This window comes from Thauera sp. (assembly GCF_034003485.1).
GTDB lineage: Bacteria > Pseudomonadota > Gammaproteobacteria > Burkholderiales > Rhodocyclaceae > Thauera.
Genome location: NZ_JAVEYL010000010.1, coordinates 96,986 through 114,186, shown reverse-complemented (window position 1 = coordinate 114,186; position 17,201 = coordinate 96,986). Strand labels below are relative to the sequence as shown.

The following is a 17,201-nucleotide window of genomic DNA, read 5'->3' as shown; positions in this document are numbered from 1 at the left end:
ACTGCTCAGTGGCCCGCTCCGGGACGGCGTGGGGCAATCGCGGCTATTCTCTCGCCGACTTGAATCAGCGGCCTCGTTGCACGCCGTGCCCGGCGTGCAACGAGGCTCGGGGGAGACATGCGGGATGCAGGGCAGTACAGAAATTTTGTCGGCGCATGAGGCCGAAGCGCATTCACGGGCTGGGCGTGTGCCGCCGGCCTTCATCGTCATCGCCGCCGGCATGGTGGCCGCGCTGCACATCGGCAAGATCCCGCCTGCAATTCCCGTGCTGCGCGAAGCGCTCGGCGTCAGCCTGGTCGAGGCCGGCTTCCTGTTGTCGATGGTGCAGATGGCGGGCATGCTCACCGGTGTGTTCATCGGCCTGGCGGCGGACGGGATCGGGCTGCGGCGCAGCATGCTGCTCGGGCAACTCACACTGGCGCTCGCCAGCCTCGCCGGGGCGTGGGCGACGCAGCCGGCCGAGCTGCTGGCGCTGCGCGCGGTAGAGGGCTTCGGCTTCCTGCTCGTTGTGCTGCCGGTGCCGAGCCTGATCCGCCAGCTCGTGCCGCCGAGCCGGTTGGCGCTGCATCTGGGCCTGTGGGGGACCTACATGGCGACCGGCACGGCGTTGGTGCTCGCGGCTGGCCCCGCGATCATGGCCGGCGTCGGCTGGGAGGGTTTGTGGGTGACCCTGGCGCTGGTGTCCCTGGCCGTGGCGGTTTGGCTGTTGCGGCGGGTGCCGTCCGACCACACGCGCCGCGCGGCGGCGGCCGCGGCAACCACGGCCACCGCCTCGGCGACTGCGCGTGCGCAGTGGTCGGCGCGGCTGCGCGACACGCTCACGAGTTGGGGCCCGTGGCGGGTGGCGATCACCTTCTCGATGTATTCCAGTCAGTGGTTGGCGGTGATCGGCTTCCTGCCGTCGATCTATGCCCAGGCCGGACTATCGGGCCAGGTGGCCGGGCTGCTGACGGCGTTTGCCTGCCTGGTCAACGTCACCGGCAACGTGGCGGCCGGGCGCCTGCTGCATCGCGGGGTGTGCGCCCGCCATCTGCTCTATGCCGGCTTCGTGGCGATGGGGCTGACCGCCTTCGTCGCCTTCAGCCCGCTCACCGCCGAGGCGCCGGTCGTGCGTTATCTGGCGGTGGTGATCTTCTCTGCGGTTGGCGGCCTGATCCCGGCGACGCTGTTCGCGCTCGCGGTGCATGTGGCGCCGAACGAGCACACCGTGTCGACCACCGTGGGCTGGATGCAGCAGTGCTCGTCCACCGGGCAGTTCCTCGGTCCGCCGCTGGTGGCCTGGGTGGCCGGTGTCGCCGGCGGCTGGCAGTGGACCTGGGTGATCACCGGCGTGGCGTCGGTCGTGGGGCTGCTGCTGGCGAGCCGGACGCGCTACCAGCGCACCTGAGACTGCCCTCCCTCATCCCCGCCGCCAGGCGTGGTAGCGCGCCAGCCAGCCGAGCACGCGCTGGGGCGCATGGGCGCGCTTCCATTCGCCGGCGGCATACTTGTTGGCCTCGGACAGCGTCGGGTAGGTGTGGATGGTGCCGAGGATCTTGTTCAGCCCCAGGCCGTGCTTCATCGCCAGGGTGAACTCCGCCAGCAGCTCGCCGGCGTGCTCGCCGACGATGGTCACGCCCAGGATGCGGTCCTTGCCGGGCACGGTCAGTACCTTGACGAAGCCGTGGTCCGCGCCGTCGGCGATGGCGCGGTCGAGATCGTCGAGCCCGTAGCGCGTGAGCTCGAAGGCGATGCCGCGTTCGCGCGCCTCGCGCTCGTTGACGCCGACGCGCGCCACTTCCGGGTCGATGAAGGTGGTGTGCGGCACCACGCGGTAATCGACCTTGAAGCGCTTCAGGTTGCCGAACAGCGCATTCACCGCCGCATGCCAGGCCTGATGCGCGGCCACGTGGGTGAACTGGTAAGGGCCGGCGACGTCGCCCGCGGCGTAGATGTTGGGGTAGAGGGTCTCGAGGTACTCGTTGGTGACCACGGTCTGCTGCACCGGGATGCCGATCTCCTCCAGCCCGTAGCCGTCGAGGCGGGCCACGCGGCCGACCGCGCACAGCAGCTCGTCGAACTCGATCCGCATCTCCTCGCCGGCGCGGGCGACGACGATGAACTTGCGCGCGCCAGCCGGTGTGTCCTCACGCTCGCAGCGTAGCGCCTCGAAGCCGGTCAGCACCTGCACGCCGTCGTGCTCGAGGCTGGCGCGGGCGAAGGCGGCGACGTCCTCGTCCTCGCGCGGCAGCAGTTGCGGCGCACGGCCGACCTGCGTGACCTGCGATCCGAGGCGGCCAAAGCACTGCGCCAGCTCGCAGCCGATCGGTCCGCCGCCCAGCACCACCAGCCGGCGCGGCGGCGCATCGAGCCGGGCGAAGGCCTCCCACACCGTGTCGCTGGTCAGGTAGCCCACCGCATCCAGCCCGGGCATGGGCGGCACGGCCGGGCGGGCGCCGGCGGCAATGACGATGCTGCGCGTGGTGATGCGCCGCGTGCCGCCGTCGTTCAATGCCACCTCCACCGTCCACGGATCGACGACGCGCGCGTAGCCCTGCACGACCTCGACGCCCAGCCCGGTGTAGCGCGCGATGCTGTCGTGCGGCTCGATCTTGCGGATCACCTCATGCACGCGCGCCATCACCGTGCGGAAGCTGAAGCTCGGCTCGGCGGTGTCCAGGCCGTAGTGGCCGGCGTGGCGGATCTGGTGGGCGAGCTTCGCGCTGCGGATCAGCGCCTTGCTCGGTACGCAGCCGGTGTTGAGGCAGTCGCCGCCCATCTTGTGGGCTTCGACCAGCGTCACCTTCGCCTTCACGGCGGCGGCGATGTAGGCGGTGACCAGCCCGGCCGCGCCGGCGCCGATCACCACCAGGTTGCGCTCGAAGCGCGCCGGCCGCTGCCAGCGCGCGTACACCCGGCGCGCCTGCACCCAGGCCAAGAGCTTGCGCGCGAGCAGCGGGAACACGCCGAGCAGCGCAAAGGACAGCAACAGGGTGGGCGACAGGATGCCCGCCAGGCTGCTCACCGCCGCCAGCTCGGTGCCGGCATTCACGTACACCAGCGTGCCCGGCAGCATGCCGAGCTGGCTGACCCAGTAGAAGGTGGCGGCGCGAATCGGCGTCAGCCCCATCAACAGGTTGATCAGGAAGAACGGGAACACCGGCACCAGGCGCAGCGTGAACAGGTAGAAGGCGCCGTCGCGTGCGATGCCGTCGTTGATCGCCTTCAGGCGCTCGCCAAAGCGTGCCTGCACGCTGTCGCGCAGCAGGTGGCGGGAGACGAGGAAGGCGAGGGTGGCGCCGATGGTGGACGCGAAGGACACGATCAGCAGCCCCCAGCCGAGGCCGAACAGCGCGCCGCCGGCGAGCGTCATCACCGCCGCGCCGGGCAGCGACAGCGCGGTGACGATGACGTAGAGGACGAAGTAGGCGCCGGCCACCAGCAGCGGCGAGGCGTCGCGCCAGGCCGCGAACTGGCCTATGCTCGCCTTGATGCCGTCGAAGGTCAGCACCTTATGCAGGTCGAGGGCAAAGAAGGTCGTGGCCAGGGCCGCGGCGGCGAGCAGGATGAGCAGCTTTTTCATGGTGTCCAGTGGGTGCGCGACGTGCGTCGATGGGAGTTCGTCGCGGCCCAGGCTGGAACCTTACAGGGTGGCGAGGTCACGGGGTACGGCAGGCGCGCGATCTGGCCGGATTTGATCGCGAAGGGGCTTCATTCACTCGACGGCGGCGACGCGCGCGCCTGGCGGTGCGCATCCAGGCCGTCTTTCCGGCGCTGCGCGCGGCGATGGAACGGTCAGCTTCAGGCTCTGCCGAGGAGTCCGAAGTGATACGGGCACGATGGGCCGAGGGCCACCTCGACCACCGTTGAAAAGCCGGCTTCGTGCATCCACTGGCGGCACTGCGCCGGCGTCGGGCGAATCGACAGTGCGGGACCACGTGGCGTGGGGATGTCGCTACGCCAGTGGATCACCGACAGGCTTGCGTCGGTCGCAAGAATGCGGTGCGTCTCGCGCAGCAAGTCGACCGGCTGCTCCAGATGCAGGAGGTTGTAGATCATCGCATGGGCCTGGGAGCGGTCTGCGAGCCCGCTGCCGTGGTGCACGAAATCCCGCACCTGCGCACGGATGTTACGCAGGCCCTCTCCCAGTGCGCGCGCCTGCACGCGCGCAACCATGTCCGGTTCGATGTCGAATGCGCTGACCGTGCCGGCGATGCGGCGCGCGGCAGCGAGCGTGAAGGTGCCGTAACCGCAGCCGAACTCGACCAGGTCTCCGGTGCGTGCCGCCTCCGGCAGCAGGCACCGGAGGGCTTCGTCGGCATCGAAGAAGGTCTCCCACCAGGCTTCATCGGGCATGCCGCTGTCGCGCGCTTTCATGGGTCGAGCCTCGCCAGGGGTGCTCAAAACACCAGGACCTTGGCGGCCGTCGCAGTCCATTCGGCCAACTCCTTGAGCGTGCTCCGGCGTGCGCCCTGCACCACTTCGTCGTCGCGCAGGCCGCGGGCGTCCATGCAGGTGCCGCACAGGCCCACCTCACCGCCTGCCATGCGCACCATGTCGGCGGCGTTGTAGTAGCCCGCAGGCACCTTCTGCCCGGCCTTGGCACAGGCCACCGCGTCGCCCATGAGGAAGACGCGCACACGCTGTTCCGGCTCCTTCGACAAGGCGCGCGCCAGACGCAGGCCGTTGTAGCTGCGTTCGCTGCCATAGGGCGCATCGTTGAGGATGAACAAGGTGTTCATGCGTGGTCTCCTGCGGGTGCCGGGTTCATTTGCCGCCGGCCTTGATCGTCGCCTTCAGCGCGTCGAAGTCCTGGCGCACCTTGTCCTGGAGCAGCAACCCGGTCTTGTCCTGCTTGGCGACGCCTTCCATCTCCAGCACGTCGGCCACGAGCTGGTAGCTGGCTGCGCCGTTGTGGTCCCGGCCATCGGCCACGATCATCTGCGTGCCGTAGAACACCGCGGGGGCGGGCATGCCGGGGGCGAGGCTGGCGGGGAGCAACTGGATGGGAATGCGGTAGGTGTTGGCGATCTCGGCGGCGACCTGGAGGTTGCCGTTGCAGCGCTGGCCCGGCGGGTCCTTGGCGATGAAGGTGAGCACCTTCTGGCCGGCTGCGTTCTCGGCGCCGGGGACCGGCATCGATATGTCGGCTGCCAGTGCAGTGCTGGCGACGGCGCCGGCGACGATTGCGAAGATGAGTTTGCGCATCCTGGGTCTCCTCGTTTTGCTGTTGTGGGTGGATCAGTGTTCGATCGGCAAGCCGCTGGCGGCCCATTCGGTCACGCCATCGGTGATCTTGTGGGCGCTGAAGCCGCGTGCGCGCAGCAGCGCCACCGCTTCGTCGGACATCACGCAGAAGGGGCCGCGGCAATAGGCGACGATCGCCTTGTCGGCGGGCAGGTCGGCAAGGCGCTTTTCCAGTTCGGCCAGCGGCATGGAGCGCGCGCCGGGCAGGTGGCCGGCTTCGTATTCCTGGGCGGGGCGTACGTCGATGACCACGATGTCACCGCTGCGCGCCTTGGCCAACAGCGACTCGCGGCTCTCGGACGACAGCGCATCGGGCTGCGCGGCCAACTGCTCCAGCGCCACGCGCAGCTCGACCAGATGCTCCTCGGCGGCCTCGCGCAGCGTCATCCACAGCGCCGCCACGTCCGGGCCGCTGAGGCGGTAGTGGATGAACTTGCCGTCCCTGCGCGTCTCGACCAGGCGTGCCTCGCGCAGCGCCTTGAGGTGGGCGCTGGTCAGCCGCATGTCCATGCGGCTCTGTCGTGCGAGCAGCTCGACGGGCTTTTCACCCTGGGCGAGGAGCTCGATCAGCTCGAGGCGCTTGGGGCTGGAGAGGGCCTTGCCGATGCGCGCGACCTGCTCGTAGAGGTCGGATTTGGTTGGTGTGGTGTTCATGCGAACAATCTAACGGGTATTGGATTGTGTGTCGAGATCGGAGTGCTGCCCTGACTGCACGGTGCCCGAGTGGAATGTTCGTGCGCGTCAGTCTTGCAATGAGCCCTTCAATCTGCCTTCTTAAGCGCGGCCTGCGGCGCTCGCTCGATGCCTGCGGATGAAGCCGCGGTCGATCCAGTCCTTCCACCGCCACACCCAGCCGCCCTCGGCCGACCACGGGCCCCAGGACGCGATCGCATGGCGCGGGCCGCAGGCGATCAGGTACAGCGAACGCGGCTTCGGCACGTAGGTACGCAAGGGGTGGCCGTGGAGGGTGGCGAGCAGGTTGGCGGCGAGGATCGGGCCGGCATGCACCGCGTGCACGCCGGAGCGGGCGAGGGGGCGGTCGGTGCGCGCGCAGACGTCGCCGGCAGCGAACACCTCGGGGTGGGAGGGGCTGCGGTGATGGGCGTCGACCTTCACCCAGCCGTCCGCGGTGCAGGCGAGCCCGCTGTGGCGCAGCCAGTCGTGCGGGCGGGCGCCGGTGGCCGCGATCACGTAGTCGGCGGGAAGCAGGCGGTCGATGGGCGCGCGGGGGACCGAGGGCGAGCGGTGGTCCGAGGGCGCAGGGTGATCGGTGGGCGCGCGCCGATCGGCAGGCTCCGCGCGGTCCGACGTGAGGATCTCGCCCAGGCGCAAGCCCCCGACTTCGCCGCTGGCGCGCTGCAGGTGCAGGGTGATGCCGGCCGCGCCGAGCTGGCGCAGCACGCGCCGACGCACGCGCTCGGCATGACCGGCGAGCAGGCTGGTGGGCGCGCACACGAGCGCAAGCTCCGCCTTCGCCGAGCGGCGGCGCAAGGCCTGGGCGGCCGCCAGGACCAGCTCCACGCCCGCGGCGCCGCCGCCGACCACGCACAGCCGAAAACCTGCCCTGGCGCATGCCGCTTCCAGCACCCGCGGCCAGGCGGCGAAGAAGGCGGGCAGCGGCTTGACCGGCAGCAGGCGGTCCGGACCGAGTGCGTCCAGCGTCGCGGTGTCGGTCTCGCTGCCGATGTCGAGCGACAGCAGGTCGTAGTCGAGCGTGTCGACGAGGGCGTTCCCAGGGGCGCCGTCGCGGGTGTCGCCGTTCGCGATCCGCAGCCGTCGCTGGTCGGCATCGAGCGCGGTCGCCGTGCCGATCAGCAGGCGCACGCCCGCGGCTTCGGCGAGCGGGCGCAGGTCGATGCGGCAGTCGTCCTCGCGGTAATGCCCCGCCATCCAGCCCGGCAGCATGCCCGAGTAGTATTGCCAGGGCGAAGGTGTCACCAGCACGGTTTCAACGCCCTGGATCCGTGTGCTGGCGAGCGCGCGCAGCACGGCGAGCTGGGCGTGGCCACCGCCGAGGAGGACGAGTCGCTTCATCGTCATGCCTTGATTCTCATGGCTTGCAGGGGAACTGCTTCAACGTAAGGTTTTCCGATGCTGGAACGACAAAGAGACGGATTCGGCAGAGCAGGTTCCGTCGCGCCTGCCGATACAGTCGATCTTCCACCCCGATCCTTACCGATCTTCCGACCGAGACCGCACATGCACGCCACGCTCCCGCTGCTTCAGTCCTCCGACTTCCCGGCCATCCGTCGCCAGGCCACCGCCACGCTGCAGGTCAATCTCGGTTATCGCTGCAACCAGTCCTGCGTGCATTGTCACGTGAACGCCGGCCCCAATCGCACCGAGATGATGGACGCCGAGACGATGGCGCTGATCCCGCAGGTGCTCGCCGCGCGCGGCATCGGCACCCTCGACCTGACCGGCGGCGCGCCCGAGCTGCACCCGGGTTTTCGCGACCTGGTGCGCGCCGCGCGCGCGCTCGGCGTCAAGGTGATCGACCGCTGCAACCTCACCATCCTGTTCGAGCCGGGCCACGAAGGCCTGGCCGAGTTCCTCGCCGAACACGAGGTCGAGGTGGTGGCCTCGCTGCCCTGTTACTCGATGGACAACGTGGACCGCCAGCGCGGCAAGGGCGTGTTCGACAAGAGCATCGTCGGGCTGCAGCGCCTCAACGCGCTCGGTTACGGGCGCGAAGGCTCGGGCCGGGTGCTGAACCTGGTCTACAACCCGCAGGGGGCGGTGCTGCCGCCGCCCCAGCCGGCGCTCGAGGCCGACTACAAGCGCGAACTGGGCGCGCATTTCGGCATCGTGTTCAACAGCCTCTTTGCGCTCGCCAACATGCCGATCCAGCGCTTCGGCTCGATGCTGATCTCGAAGGGGCAGTTCAACGGCTACATCCGTTTGCTCAAGGACAACCACCGCGACGCCAACCTGGCGCAGGTCATGTGCCGTTCGCTGATCAGCGTGGACTGGCTGGGACGGCTTTACGATTGCGACTTCAATCAGCAGCTTGACCTGCCGGTGATGGGCGGGATCGGGGACGGCGCTCGCCACCTGCGCGACCTGCTGCACGCGGATGCGGACGGCGCGCCGATCCGGGTCGCCGAACACTGCTATGGCTGCACGGCGGGCAATGGCTCGAGCTGTGGTGGCGCGCTCGGTGCCTGAGCGCGTGGCGCTGTCCATCATCGTGCCGATGCTCGACGAAGCCGCGGCGCTGCCCGGGCTGCTGGCGCAGCTTGCGCACTGGCGCACGCGCGGCTGCGAGGTGGTGCTGGTCGATGGCGGCAGCACCGACGGCTCGGCCGACATGGCACGGGCGGCGGGCTTCACGGTGACGCATGCTGAACGCGGCCGCGCGCGGCAGATGAACGCGGGGGCCGCGCAGGCGGGCGGCGAGGTGCTGCTGTTCCTGCATGCCGACACGCAGTTGCCGGCGGATGCGGATGCGGCGGTGGGCGCGGCGCTGGCCGATGGCGCTCGTCAATGGGGGCGTTTCGACGTGCGCATCAGCGGGCGGGCGCCGATGCTGCGCGTGGTTGCTGCGCTGATGAACCTGCGCTCGCGCCTCACCGGCATCGCCACCGGCGATCAGGCGATGTTCGTGCGGCGGCAGGCGTTCGACGCGGTGGGCGGCTTCCCGCTGCAGCCGCTGATGGAAGACATCGAGCTCTCGCGCCGTCTGCTGCGGCGCTCGCGTCCGGCCTGCCTGCGGGCGCGGGTCACCACGTCGGGCCGGCGCTGGGAGCAGCGCGGCGTGTGGCGCACGATCGCGCTGATGTGGCGGCTGCGCTGGGCGTACTGGCGCGGCGTGCCCGCCGAGGTGCTGGCCGAGGCCTACCGGTGAGCGGGCTGCGCATCATCGTGTTCGCCAAGGCGCCGCGGCCCGGGCTGGCCAAGACGCGGCTGATTCCGGCCTTGGGCGCCGCCGGGGCGGCGGCGCTGGCGGCGCGCATGCTCGCGCACACGCTGGAGCAGGCGCGGGCGAGCGGCGTCGCTGCGGTCGAGCTGTGCGCCTCGCCCGCACCCGGGGACGCGGCCTGGGGCGGGGTCGAACTGCCGGACGACATTGCGCGGACAGCGCAGGGCGAGGGCGACCTGGGCGCACGCATGGCGCGCGCCGCGCAGCGCGCGTTCGAGGCGGGTGAATCGTGCGCTGGCGTGCTGCTGATCGGCACCGACTGCCCCGCGCTGGACGCCGCCTGCCTGCGCCAGGCCGCGAACGCGCTGGGCGAGACCGATGCGCTCATCGCGCCCACGGCCGACGGCGGCTACGCACTGCTCGGCCTGCGCCGCTTCGATGCCAGTGTGTTCGCGGACATCGCCTGGAGCACGCCCGCGGTGGCCACCACCACGCTGGCGCGGCTGGATGCGCTCGGCTGGTCGTGCACGCGCCTGACGCTGCTGTACGACATCGACGAGCCGGCCGACCTGGTGCATCTGCCGCCGGGGTGGTGAGCGCGCGCAGCGGCCGCTGTTTCCGGCACAATCGGCCATGACTTCATCCCTGCGGAGCGACCGGCCATGAACATCCACCCCTTCCTGCTCTTCCTTCACGTCGCCGGCGTCGTCGTGTGGGTGGGCGGCATGTTCTTCGCCTACGTCTGCCTGCGCCCCGAGGCCGCCAGCCAGCTCGAGCCGCCGCCCCGGTTGCGGCTGTGGCGCGGCGTGCTGGCGCGCTTCTTCACCTGGGTGTGGGTGGCGGTGGCCGCGGTGCTGGCGAGCGGGCTGGCGTTGCTGCTGCGCATCGGTTTCGCGGCGGCGCCGCTCTATATGCACATCATGTTCCTGATGGGCTTGGTGATGATCGCGATCTACGCCTATGTCTTCTTCGCGCCCTACGCGGGTTTGAGCAAGGCGGTCGCGGCCGAGGACTGGAAGGCGGGCGGCGCGGCGCTCGGGCGTATCCGGCAACTGGTGGGCACCAACCTGGCGCTCGGCTTCCTGACCATCGCCATGGGCACCCTCGGGCGCTGGCTGGGCTGATCTCCCTGCGGCCCGGGGCGCCGGGGGTCGTGGATTACCCGCATAACCCTGTCCGCGCGCTTTGCCGTGCGCGCCGGCGATGCAACAATCGCCGGGCATGTCTGCAGCCATCCACCCCTACCCGGAGATGACCCGAATGAAGACCACCCGTCTTGCCGCTGCATTGTCGATCGCCACTGCCACCCTCGCCACCCTGGCCGCCGGCCCGGTCGCCGCCGAGACCGTGCGCTGGGCCGCCGCAGGCGACGCCCTGACCATGGACCCGCACGCCCAGAACGAGGGCCCGACCCACGTCATGAACCACCAGGTCTACGACTCGCTGGTATTCCGCGACCAGGCCATGAAGCTGGCGCCGCGGCTGGCGACGTCGTGGCGCATCACCGACGACCCGACGGTGTGGGAATTCAAGCTGCGCGAAGGGGTGAAGTACCACAACGGCAACCCCTTCACCGCCGACGACGTGGTGTTCTCGATCCTGCGTGCCAAGCACGAGAACTCCGACATGAAGGGCCTGCTGACCACCGTGGTCGAGGTCATCAAGGTCGATGAGCACACCGTGCACATGCGCACCGATGGCCCCAACCCGCTGCTGCCCAACAACCTGACCAACCTCTTCATCATGGACCGCGAGTGGTCCGAGGCGAACAAGGTCACGCTGCCGCAGAACTACAAGGCGGGCGACGAGACCTTCGCGGTGCGCAACGCCAACGGCACCGGCCCCTTCCGCCTCGCCAAGCGCGAGCCCGACGTGCGTACCGAGCTCGAGCGCAACGAGGACTACTGGGGCAAGGGCTCCTTCCCGATGGAAGTGAGCAAGGTCGTGTTCACCCCGGTGCGCTCGGCCGCCACCCGCGTCGCGGCGCTGCTCTCGGGCGAGGTCGACTTCCTGCTCGATCCGCCGGTGCAGGACCTCGAGCGCCTGTCCGCGGCCAAGGGCCTGGTAGTGCGCTCCGGCCCCGAGAATCGCACCATCTTCTTCGGCATGAACCAGGGTGTGCCCGAGTTGCGCAGCTCGGACGTCAAGGGCAAGAACCCCTTCGCCGACCGCCGCGTGCGCGAGGCGATGAACATCGCGATCAACCGCGAGGCCGTGAAGCGCGTGGTGATGCGCGGCCAGTCGGTGCCCGCCGGCATCGTCGCCCCACCCTTCATCGACGGCTACGACAAGACGATGGATGTGGTGCCGGCGCCCGACGTCGCACGCGCCAAGGCGCTGCTCGCCGAGGCCGGCTACCCCGACGGCTTCGCGGTCACGTTGTCCTGCCCCAACGACCGCTATGTGAACGACGAGGCGATCTGCCAGGCGGTGACCGGCATGTTCGGCCAGATCGGCGTCAAGGCGCGACTGGATGCGCGCCCCAAGAGCATCCACTTCGCCGAGCTGCCCAAGGGCGAGCTTGATCTCTACATGCTCGGCTGGGGCGTGCCGACCATGGACTCGCACTACGTCTTCCACTATCTCTACGAGACCAAGACCGACAAGGGCGGCTCGTGGAACGTGACCGGCTATTCGAACCCCAAGGTGGATGAGCTGGTCGCGGCGATGACGCGCGAGATCGACCTCGGCAAGCGCGCCGGCATGGTCGCCGAGACCTGGAAGACGGTGCAGGACGACGTGGTCTACCTGCCGATCCACCACCAGATGTTGAACTGGGCGATGAAGGACAACATCGACTTCCCGGTGCAGTCCGAGAACTATCCCTACTTCAAGCTGCTGAAGTTCAAGAAGTAGGTTCTCGACGCCATGTTCGCCTTCATCCTGCGCCGCCTGCTGCAGTCCGTGCTCGTCATGCTGACGGTGGCGCTGGTGTCCTTCGGCCTGTTTCGTTACATCGGCGACCCGGTGAACAACATGGTCGGGCAGGAGGCGACCATGGCCGAGCGTGAGGCGCTGCGCGAGTCGCTCGGCTTGAACGAGCCGGTGCCGATGCAGTTCCTGCGCTTCGTCGGCAACGCGGCGCAGGGCGAGTTCGGCATGTCCTACCGCATGGCGCGCCCGGTCGCGGACGTGATCGCCGAGCGCCTGCCGGCCACGCTGGAACTGGCGCTGATCTCCGGCTTCGGTGCGCTCGCGCTCGGCATCGCGCTCGGCGTGTATACCGCGCTGCGCCGCGACGGCTGGCTGAGCCACGCGATCATGGGCCTGTCGCTGGTAGGCGTGTCGCTGCCCACCTTCCTGATCGGCATCCTGCTGATCTACGTGTTCGCGGTGGAGTTGAAGGTGCTGCCCGCCTTCGGTCGCGGCGAGGTGGTGGACCTGGGGTGGTGGACCACCGGGCTGCTCACCACGTCCGGGCTGAAGTCTATGGTGATGCCGGCGATCACGCTCGGCCTGTACCAGCTCACGCTGATCATGCGCCTGGTGCGCGCCGAGATGCTGGAGGTGCTGCGCACCGACTACATCAAGTTCGCGCGCGCCCGCGGCCTCACCGACCGCGCGGTGCATTTCGGCCACGCGCTCAAGAACACCCTGCTGCCGGTGATCACCATCACCGGGCTACAGATCGGTTCGATCATCGCCTTTGCCATCATCACCGAGACGGTGTTCCAGTGGCCGGGCGTGGGCCTGCTCTTCATCACCGCGGTACAGTTCGTCGACATTCCGGTGATGGCGGCCTACCTGGTGCTGATCGCGCTGATCTTCGTCGTCATCAACCTGATCGTCGACCTGCTGTATTTCGTCGTCGATCCGCGCCTGCGTGTGCAGCGCACCGGGCGCGGGCATTGAGCCCGCGCAGCGCCTTCGAGCAAGTCATGACGCCAGACGCCCTCCCGCCTTCGTCCCCCGCCGCACCGCCTTCGGCCTGGGCGCGCCTTGTCGACAGCGACCTCTTCTACAGCTTCATCCATTCGCCGGTGACGGTTGTCGCCGCGCTGGTGACGCTGGCGATCTTCGCCGCCGCGCTGCTGGCGCCGGTGATCGCACCGCACAACCCCTTCGACCCCGCCACGCTCAACCTGATGGACGGCTTCACGCGGCCGATGCAGGCCAACGAATACACCGGCAACGTGTATTGGCTAGGCACCGATGCGCAGGGGCGCGACCTGTTCTCGGCCATCCTGTACGGCGCACGCGTGTCGATACTCGTCGGCTTTGCGGCGGTGGCCTTTGCCGCCGTGCTCGGCATCACGTTCGGGCTCATCGCCGGCTATCGCGGCGGCTGGGTGGATAGCCTGATCATGCGCATCGCCGACGTGCAGCTGAGCTTCCCCGCCATCCTGGTCGCGCTGCTGATCTTCGGCGTGTTCAAGGGCGTGGTGCCGCCGGCGCTGCAGGACAAGATGGCGGTGTACGTGCTGGTGGTGGCGATCGGCCTGTCGGACTGGGTGCAGTACGCGCGCACCGTGCGCAGCTCCACGCTCGCCGAGAAGAACAAGGAATACGTGCAGGCCGCGCGCGTGATCGGGGTGCCGGCGCCGATGATCCTGCTGCGCCACATCCTGCCCAACGTGATGGGGCCGGTGCTGGTGATCGCCACCATCGGCCTGGCGCTGGCGATCATCCTCGAGTCGACGTTGTCCTTCCTCGGCGTCGGCGTGCCGCCCACTCAGCCCAGCCTCGGCACCCTGATCCGCGTCGGCCAGGACTTCCTGTTCTCGGGCGAGTGGTGGATCGTGTTCTTCCCCGGCCTCACGCTGCTGCTGCTCGCGCTCGCGGTGAACCTGCTCGGCGACTGGCTGCGCGATGCGCTCAATCCGAGGCTGCGCCGATGAGCGTCTCCCGCATCGACCAGATGAACGCCGGTGGTGGGGTGCCGCTGCTGTCGGTGCGTCACCTCCGGGTGGAGTTCCCCTCCCGGCGTGGCACGCTGGTGGCGATCGACGACGTCTCCTTCGACATCGCGCGCGGCGAGGTGCTGGGCGTGGTGGGCGAATCGGGCGCCGGCAAGTCGCTCACCGGCGCCGCCATCATCGGCCTGCTCGAGCCGCCCGGGCGCATCGCCGGCGGCGAGATCCTGCTCGACGGCGAGCGCATCGACAACCTGCGTGCCGACAAGCTGCGCCGCCTGCGTGGGCGCCGCATCGCGATGATCTTCCAGGACCCGCTCACCAGCCTGAACCCGCTCTACACCGTGGGCCAGCATCTGGTGGAGACCATGCTCACCCACCTCGACCTCAGCCCGGCGGCGGCGCGCGAACGTGCGCTGGCGCTGCTCGACGAGGTCGGCATTCCGGCGCCGGCGCAGCGCATCGACCACTATCCGCACCAGTTCTCCGGCGGCATGCGCCAGCGCGTGGTGATCGCGCTCGCGCTCTGTGCCGAGCCCGAGCTCATCATCGCCGACGAGCCCACCACCGCGCTCGACGTCTCGGTGCAGGCGCAGATCATCGCGCTGCTGCGCCGCCTGTGCCGCCAGCACCACACCGCGGTGATGCTGATCACCCACGACATGGGTGTGATCGCCGAGACCGCCGACCGCGTCGCGGTGATGTACGCCGGGCGCCTGGTCGAGATCGGCCCGGTGGTCGATGTCGTGCGCGCGCCGGCGCATCCGTACACACGCGGGCTGATGGGCTCGATCCCGGTGCTCGGCGCCGAGGTGGCGCGCCTGGTGCAGATCGATGGCGCGATGCCGCGCCTCACCGCGATCCCCGCTGGCTGCGCGTTCAACCCGCGCTGCGCGCAGGCGTTCGCGCGCTGCCGCGAGGCGCGCCCGCCGCTGATTGCCGCCGGCATGACGCGCGCGGCGTGCTGGCTGCACATGCCGGGGGCCGATGCGTCACCGGCCCCCGCCGCGCTGCGCTACGGGCGGGGATGGCAGCCATGAGCATCATCGAACGCGCGCTCGCCAAGGCGAAGCAGGAGGATCGAGTGGCGGTGGAGGACGCCGAGGGGCTTGCGCATCAGCCGACGGGTGTCGTGGGAGCGGGCCTTCCCGCGGATGCCGGGCCCACAGACGCCGCTTTCGCGGGCAAGCCCGCTCCCACAGAAGGCGATTCCGGCGCGATCGTGCCCGCGCCGCCCGGTGGGAGCGGGCTTGCCCGCGAAGACGGCGCATCGGTGTGCGAGGCGCTCGTGCAGGCGCCACAGGACGTGAGTCCGCCGCCGGCGTCGGTCCAGGCCGCCGAACCCGAACGGCGATCCGCCATCGCGCCGGACGCCCGCCCCGCCCCCAGCGTGCCGCCCCTGCTGCGCGTCGAGGACCTGCACTGCGCCTTCGACGTCTCCAAGCCCTTCCTCAACCGCCTGCTCGAGGGCGAACCAAGGCGCTGGCTGAAGGCGGTCGACGGCGTCTCGTTCGAGATCCCGCGCGGCGAGACCTTTGCGCTGGTCGGCGAATCCGGCTGCGGCAAATCCACCGTGGCGCGGCTCATCGTCGGCCTGTACGAGCCGTCCGCCGGGCGCATCGTGTTCGACGGCCACGACCTCGCCCGCGTCACGCGCAGTGCCGAGCGCCAGAAGCTGCGCCGCCGCTTCCAGATGATCTTCCAGGACCCCTACGCCAGCCTCAACCCGCGCTGGCGGGTCGAGCGCATCATCGCCGAGCCGATCCGCGTGTTCGGCCTCGAGCGCGACGCGCGCAAGATCCGCGTGCGCGTCGCCGAGCTGCTGACCCAGGTCGGCATGTCGCCGGCTGATGGCACGAAGTACCCGCACGAATTCTCCGGCGGCCAGCGCCAGCGCATCTGCATCGCGCGCGCGCTCGCCAACCGCCCCGAGTTCCTGGTGTGCGACGAGCCGACCTCGGCGCTCGACGTGTCGGTGCAGGCGCAGATCCTCAACCTGATGCGCGACCTGCAGGACGCGCTCGGCCTCACCTATCTCTTCATCAGCCACGACCTCGCGGTGGTGCGCCATATGGCGAACAGGGTGGGCGTGATGTACCTCGGCCGCATCGCCGAGATCGCCGACAGCCGCACGCTGTTCGCGGGCCCGCGCCATCCCTACACGCGCATGCTGCTGGCGACGATTCCCAGCCTGGCGATGCGCGGCCAGCGCGCGGATCTGGTGCGTGGTGAAGTACCCAACCCGATCACGCCGCCGCCGGGCTGCAGCTTCCACCCGCGCTGCGCGCTCGCCAACGAACGCTGCCGACGCGAGGCGCCGCTGCTGCGCGCGCTCGGTGGCGGCCAGCAGGTGGCCTGCCACGCCGTGGAGGAAGGACGCGACCATGAATGAACCGGGACAGAGCGACACGATGAGTGCAAGCCCGTTGGCGCCGGCGCCGGATGCAGGCTCGACCGCCGTTCCTAAGCGCGACCCGCGCGCGACCTCGGTGCCCGCCGTCGCCCCCGACCCGGCGCGCGCATCCGCCGCCACTTCCGCGGTCCGCCGCATCGCCGTCGTCATCGGCTCGGGTGGAATCGGCGGCGCGCTCGCCGAGGCCTTGCGCAGCGCAGCCGAATACGACGAGGTCGTCACGCTCGGCCGGCGCAGCACGCCGGCGCTCGATCTGCTCGACGAGGCCAGCATTGCCGCCTGCGCCCGGTGGCTCGCCGCGCGCGGCGCCCCGGAGCTGGTGATCGACGCCACCGGCATCCTGCACGGCCCCGACATGGCGCCGGAGAAGAGCTGGCGCGAGCTCGACCCCGCCACGCTGGCGCTGGCGTTCGCGATCAACGCGATCGGCCCCGCGCTGCTGATGAAGCACTTCCTGCCGCTGTTGCCGCGCGCGCGGCGCGCGGTGTTCGCCACCCTGTCGGCCAAGGTCGGCAGCATCGGCGACAACCGGCTCGGCGGCTGGTATGCCTACCGCGCCTCGAAGGCGGCGCTCAACCAGCTCGTGCGCACCGCCTCCGTCGAGCTGCGCCGCAGCCGGGCGCAGGCGATCTGCGTGGCGCTGCATCCGGGCACGGTCGATACCGGGCTGTCGGCGCCTTTTGCCAAATCCGGCCTGCAGGTGCAGGCGCCGGCGCTTGCCGCGCAACGTCTGCTTGGCGTGCTCGCCGGGCTGAAGGCGGAAGATTCGGGTCAGTTTTTCGACTACCGCGGCGAACTTCTGCCGTGGTAGCCGGGCGGGGGCCGGCAGTTGCACATTGCGCCGCCG

Annotated in this window: 17 protein-coding genes; 11 read left to right on the top strand and 6 right to left on the bottom strand. The window is 69.9% G+C overall.

Features of this window, described 5'->3' with window-relative positions; translation table 11 throughout:
- The first annotated feature begins 124 nt into the window (after window positions 1-124).
- On the top strand, window positions 125-1,387 hold the full coding sequence (locus tag RBT54_RS07660; RefSeq protein ID WP_320365794.1) for an MFS transporter: 1,263 nt from the start codon (window positions 125-127) through the stop codon (window positions 1,385-1,387).
- Window positions 1,388-1,399: 12 nt separating this feature from the next.
- Here RBT54_RS07660 and RBT54_RS07655 read toward each other — a convergent pair whose 3' ends face one another.
- The 6 genes from RBT54_RS07655 to RBT54_RS07630 form a co-directional block, all read right to left on the bottom strand.
- On the bottom strand, window positions 1,400-3,562 hold the full coding sequence (locus tag RBT54_RS07655) for an FAD-dependent oxidoreductase (RefSeq protein ID WP_320365792.1): 2,163 nt from the start codon (window positions 3,560-3,562) through the stop codon (window positions 1,400-1,402).
- A 218-nt stretch (window positions 3,563-3,780) separates the two neighbouring features.
- Window positions 3,781-4,356 carry a class I SAM-dependent methyltransferase gene (locus RBT54_RS07650; protein ID WP_320365790.1) on the bottom strand — a complete coding sequence of 192 codons (576 nt, stop codon included), beginning with the start codon at window positions 4,354-4,356 and terminating at the stop codon, window positions 3,781-3,783.
- Between the two features lie 23 nt (window positions 4,357-4,379).
- Window positions 4,380-4,721, bottom strand: coding sequence for a DsrE/DsrF/TusD sulfur relay family protein (locus RBT54_RS07645; protein WP_320365788.1), 342 nt, complete (start codon window positions 4,719-4,721; stop codon window positions 4,380-4,382).
- A gap of 25 nt (window positions 4,722-4,746) precedes the next feature.
- Window positions 4,747-5,187 (bottom strand): hypothetical protein, encoded by a 441-nt coding sequence (locus RBT54_RS07640; protein ID WP_320365786.1) that lies wholly within the window; start codon window positions 5,185-5,187, stop codon window positions 4,747-4,749.
- A 33-nt stretch (window positions 5,188-5,220) separates the two neighbouring features.
- Entirely contained in the window at window positions 5,221-5,880 is a 660-nt protein-coding gene (locus RBT54_RS07635) for a metalloregulator ArsR/SmtB family transcription factor (RefSeq protein WP_320365784.1), read from the bottom strand.
- A gap of 120 nt (window positions 5,881-6,000) precedes the next feature.
- Window positions 6,001-7,266, bottom strand: a complete 1,266-nt coding sequence (locus tag RBT54_RS07630; RefSeq protein ID WP_320365781.1) for an FAD-dependent oxidoreductase — start codon at window positions 7,264-7,266, stop codon at window positions 6,001-6,003.
- A 159-nt stretch (window positions 7,267-7,425) separates the two neighbouring features.
- On the opposite strand from RBT54_RS07630, the gene arsS reads away from it, so the two are divergent.
- The 10 genes from arsS (at window position 7,426) to RBT54_RS07580 (ending at window position 17,165) form a co-directional block, all read left to right on the top strand.
- A complete protein-coding gene (gene arsS / locus RBT54_RS07625) occupies window positions 7,426-8,394 on the top strand; it encodes an arsenosugar biosynthesis radical SAM (seleno)protein ArsS (RefSeq protein ID WP_320365779.1) in 969 nt (322 codons plus the stop codon).
- A complete protein-coding gene (locus RBT54_RS07620; RefSeq protein WP_320365777.1) occupies window positions 8,360-9,073 on the top strand; it encodes a TIGR04283 family arsenosugar biosynthesis glycosyltransferase in 714 nt (237 codons plus the stop codon). Before arsS ends, RBT54_RS07620 begins: the two co-directional genes overlap by 35 nt.
- The gene (locus RBT54_RS07615) at window positions 9,070-9,684 is read left to right on the top strand and encodes a TIGR04282 family arsenosugar biosynthesis glycosyltransferase (protein WP_320365775.1); all 615 of its coding nucleotides are present in this window, start codon (window positions 9,070-9,072) and stop codon (window positions 9,682-9,684) included. Before RBT54_RS07620 ends, RBT54_RS07615 begins: the two co-directional genes overlap by 4 nt.
- A gap of 66 nt (window positions 9,685-9,750) precedes the next feature.
- On the top strand, window positions 9,751-10,212 hold the full coding sequence (locus RBT54_RS07610; RefSeq protein ID WP_320365773.1) for a CopD family protein: 462 nt from the start codon (window positions 9,751-9,753) through the stop codon (window positions 10,210-10,212).
- Between the two features lie 136 nt (window positions 10,213-10,348).
- The gene (locus RBT54_RS07605; RefSeq protein WP_320365771.1) at window positions 10,349-11,944 is read left to right on the top strand and encodes an ABC transporter substrate-binding protein; all 1,596 of its coding nucleotides are present in this window, start codon (window positions 10,349-10,351) and stop codon (window positions 11,942-11,944) included.
- A gap of 12 nt (window positions 11,945-11,956) precedes the next feature.
- The gene (locus RBT54_RS07600; protein WP_320365769.1) at window positions 11,957-12,940 is read left to right on the top strand and encodes an ABC transporter permease; all 984 of its coding nucleotides are present in this window, start codon (window positions 11,957-11,959) and stop codon (window positions 12,938-12,940) included.
- Between the two features lie 26 nt (window positions 12,941-12,966).
- Window positions 12,967-13,926: an ABC transporter permease gene (locus tag RBT54_RS07595; RefSeq protein ID WP_320365767.1), complete on the top strand. Its 960-nt coding sequence runs from the start codon at window positions 12,967-12,969 to the stop codon at window positions 13,924-13,926.
- On the top strand, window positions 13,923-14,981 hold the full coding sequence (locus RBT54_RS07590; protein WP_320365765.1) for an ABC transporter ATP-binding protein: 1,059 nt from the start codon (window positions 13,923-13,925) through the stop codon (window positions 14,979-14,981). Before RBT54_RS07595 ends, RBT54_RS07590 begins: the two co-directional genes overlap by 4 nt.
- Window positions 14,978-16,333 (top strand): oligopeptide/dipeptide ABC transporter ATP-binding protein, encoded by a 1,356-nt coding sequence (locus RBT54_RS07585; RefSeq protein WP_320365763.1) that lies wholly within the window; start codon window positions 14,978-14,980, stop codon window positions 16,331-16,333. The genes RBT54_RS07590 and RBT54_RS07585 overlap by 4 nt, the downstream gene beginning before the upstream one ends.
- Entirely contained in the window at window positions 16,326-17,165 is an 840-nt protein-coding gene (locus RBT54_RS07580) for an SDR family oxidoreductase (protein WP_320365761.1), read from the top strand. The genes RBT54_RS07585 and RBT54_RS07580 overlap by 8 nt, the downstream gene beginning before the upstream one ends.
- Window positions 17,166-17,201 lie beyond the last annotated feature (36 nt).

What these genes read in the sequence shown, in the direction of transcription:
- RBT54_RS07660 (WP_320365794.1), top strand. Translation starts at nt 125, where the DNA reads ATGCAGGGCAGTACAGAAATTTTGTCGGCGCATGAGGCCGAAGCGCAT.
- RBT54_RS07655 (WP_320365792.1), bottom strand. Translation starts at nt 3,562, where the DNA reads ATGAAAAAGCTGCTCATCCTGCTCGCCGCCGCGGCCCTGGCCACGACC.
- RBT54_RS07650 (WP_320365790.1), bottom strand. Translation starts at nt 4,356, where the DNA reads ATGAAAGCGCGCGACAGCGGCATGCCCGATGAAGCCTGGTGGGAGACC.
- RBT54_RS07645 (WP_320365788.1), bottom strand. Translation starts at nt 4,721, where the DNA reads ATGAACACCTTGTTCATCCTCAACGATGCGCCCTATGGCAGCGAACGC.
- RBT54_RS07640 (WP_320365786.1), bottom strand. Translation starts at nt 5,187, where the DNA reads ATGCGCAAACTCATCTTCGCAATCGTCGCCGGCGCCGTCGCCAGCACT.
- RBT54_RS07635 (WP_320365784.1), bottom strand. Translation starts at nt 5,880, where the DNA reads ATGAACACCACACCAACCAAATCCGACCTCTACGAGCAGGTCGCGCGC.
- RBT54_RS07630 (WP_320365781.1), bottom strand. Translation starts at nt 7,266, where the DNA reads ATGACGATGAAGCGACTCGTCCTCCTCGGCGGTGGCCACGCCCAGCTC.
- arsS (WP_320365779.1), top strand. Translation starts at nt 7,426, where the DNA reads ATGCACGCCACGCTCCCGCTGCTTCAGTCCTCCGACTTCCCGGCCATC.
- RBT54_RS07620 (WP_320365777.1), top strand. Translation starts at nt 8,360, where the DNA reads ATGGCTCGAGCTGTGGTGGCGCGCTCGGTGCCTGAGCGCGTGGCGCTG.
- RBT54_RS07610 (WP_320365773.1), top strand. Translation starts at nt 9,751, where the DNA reads ATGAACATCCACCCCTTCCTGCTCTTCCTTCACGTCGCCGGCGTCGTC.
- RBT54_RS07605 (WP_320365771.1), top strand. Translation starts at nt 10,349, where the DNA reads ATGAAGACCACCCGTCTTGCCGCTGCATTGTCGATCGCCACTGCCACC.
- RBT54_RS07600 (WP_320365769.1), top strand. Translation starts at nt 11,957, where the DNA reads ATGTTCGCCTTCATCCTGCGCCGCCTGCTGCAGTCCGTGCTCGTCATG.
- RBT54_RS07595 (WP_320365767.1), top strand. Translation starts at nt 12,967, where the DNA reads ATGACGCCAGACGCCCTCCCGCCTTCGTCCCCCGCCGCACCGCCTTCG.
- RBT54_RS07590 (WP_320365765.1), top strand. Translation starts at nt 13,923, where the DNA reads ATGAGCGTCTCCCGCATCGACCAGATGAACGCCGGTGGTGGGGTGCCG.
- RBT54_RS07585 (WP_320365763.1), top strand. Translation starts at nt 14,978, where the DNA reads ATGAGCATCATCGAACGCGCGCTCGCCAAGGCGAAGCAGGAGGATCGA.
- RBT54_RS07580 (WP_320365761.1), top strand. Translation starts at nt 16,326, where the DNA reads ATGAATGAACCGGGACAGAGCGACACGATGAGTGCAAGCCCGTTGGCG.